This is a genomic window from Mycobacterium sp., assembly GCF_049280035.1.
GTDB lineage: Bacteria > Actinomycetota > Actinomycetes > Mycobacteriales > Mycobacteriaceae > Mycobacterium.
On record NZ_JBAPPI010000833.1, the window covers coordinates 1 to 1,746 of the forward strand.

General features: G+C 68.3%; 3 protein-coding genes and 1 pseudogene. All 4 read left to right on the forward strand.

Annotated features, from left to right (window positions below):
- A pseudogene (locus WAN71_RS26655) lies at window positions 1-148 on the forward strand (histidine phosphatase family protein); the annotation flags it as partial.
- 2 nt (window positions 149-150) lie between these two features.
- Window positions 151-747, forward strand: a complete 597-nt coding sequence (locus WAN71_RS26660) for a TlpA disulfide reductase family protein (RefSeq protein WP_422228199.1) — start codon at window positions 151-153, stop codon at window positions 745-747.
- The gene (locus WAN71_RS26665; protein WP_422228200.1) at window positions 744-1,508 is read left to right on the forward strand and encodes a cytochrome c biogenesis CcdA family protein; all 765 of its coding nucleotides are present in this window, start codon (window positions 744-746) and stop codon (window positions 1,506-1,508) included. Before WAN71_RS26660 ends, WAN71_RS26665 begins: the two co-directional genes overlap by 4 nt.
- 47 nt (window positions 1,509-1,555) lie before the next feature.
- A partial coding sequence (locus WAN71_RS26670; RefSeq protein ID WP_422228201.1) for a cytochrome c biogenesis protein ResB occupies window positions 1,556-1,746 on the forward strand: 191 nt, incomplete at its 3' end.

Here is a 1,746-nt window from a genome sequence, read left to right on the forward strand (position 1 = left end):
GGTGTGGACCGTGCGGCTTGCGCTGACCGGCAAGCGGCTCTGGCACGACCCGCGGCGCCGCCAGTGTGCGGTGGGATCAGTCACGTCTTTGGTGTACGACGGTGACCGGCTGGTCGACGTGCTGTACAGCGAGCCGGCGGGCGGTTGAGCATGTGGCGGCCGGCGTTCGTCGCCGCGGCGGTGGCCGGCCTGCTGGTCGGCTGCTCCAGCGGCGATGACGCGGTCGCTCAGGGCGGCACCTTCGAATTCGTCTCTCCCGGCGGCAAAACCGACATCTACTACGACCCGCCCGATCACCGCGGACGACCCGGACCGGTCGCCGGCCCTGAGCTGATGGACCCAGCGCGCGCCGTGTCGGTCGACGACTTTGCCGGCCGCGTTGTCGTGATCAATGTCTGGGGCCAGTGGTGCGCGCCGTGCCGGGCCGAGGTCACCCAGCTGCAGCAGGTCTACAACGCCACCCGCGCCGACGGCGTCACGTTGCTGGGCATCGACGTCCGCGACAACAACCGACAGGCGGCCCAGGATTTCGTCAAAGACCGCAATGTGACGTTCCCGTCGATCTACGACCCGGCGATGCGCACCATGATCGCGTTCGGCGGCAAGTACCCCACCACCGTCATCCCGTCCACCCTGGTTCTTGACCGCCAGCACCGGGTCGCGGCGGTCTTCCTACGTGAACTGCTCGCCGCGGACCTGCAACCGGTGGTGCAACGGATCGCGTCCGAACCCGTCGGGCAGCAATGACCGGCTTCACCGAAATCGCCGCTGCCGGACCGATATTGCTGGCGCTGGCCGTTTGCCTGTTAGCCGGGCTGGTGTCGTTCGCCTCACCGTGCGTGGTGCCGCTGGTGCCGGGTTACCTGTCATACCTGGCCGCCGTCGTCGGTGTCGACGAGACAGCGAAAACCCCGCCGGCTGCGCGGTGGCGGGTCGCCGGGTCGGCGGCGTTGTTTGTTGCCGGGTTCACCATGGTGTTCCTGCTCGGCACGGTCGCGGTGCTGGGCACGACCACCATGTTGATGACCAATCAGCTTGTGCTGCAACGGATAGGCGGCGTGCTGACCATCGTGATGGGCCTGGTGTTCGTTGGGTACGTTCCGGCGCTGCAGCGTCAGCTTCGGTTCGCGCCGCGGCAGTTGTCGACGGTGGCCGGAGCGCCGCTGCTGGGCGCGGTGTTCGCGCTGGGCTGGACGCCGTGTCTGGGACCGACGCTGACCGGGGTGATCACCGTCGCGTCGGCCACCGACGGTGCGAGCGTGGCCCGCGGGATCGTGTTGACGATCGCCTATTGTCTGGGCCTGGGCATCCCGTTCGTGCTGTTGGCATTCGGGTCGGCGGCGGCGGTCGCCGGCCTGGACTGGCTGCGCCGACACACCCGGGTGCTGCAGATCTTCGGCGGCGTGCTGCTGATTGCCGTCGGTGTCGCGCTGGTCAGCGGCGTGTGGAACGACTTCATCTCGTGGCTGCGCGACGCGTTCATATCCGACGTGAGGCTGCCGATTTGAGCCGGCTGCTGGCCTTTACCCGCAACACCTGGCGCGCGCTGACCTCGATGGGCACCGCGCTCGTGCTGCTGTTCCTGCTGGCCCTCGGTGCGGTGCCCGGCGCGCTGCTACCGCAGCGCAGCCTCAATGCCGGCAAGGTCGCCGACTACCTGGGCGCCCACCCGCTGATCGGTCCGTGGCTGGATCGACTGCAGGCGTTCAACGTGTTCGGCAGCTTCTGGTTCACCGCCATCTACAC

Excerpts from the sequence above, each read along its gene's own strand:
- WAN71_RS26660 (WP_422228199.1), top strand. The coding sequence starts at position 151 with ATGTGGCGGCCGGCGTTCGTCGCCGCGGCGGTGGCCGGCCTGCTGGTC.
- WAN71_RS26665 (WP_422228200.1), top strand. The coding sequence starts at position 744 with ATGACCGGCTTCACCGAAATCGCCGCTGCCGGACCGATATTGCTGGCG.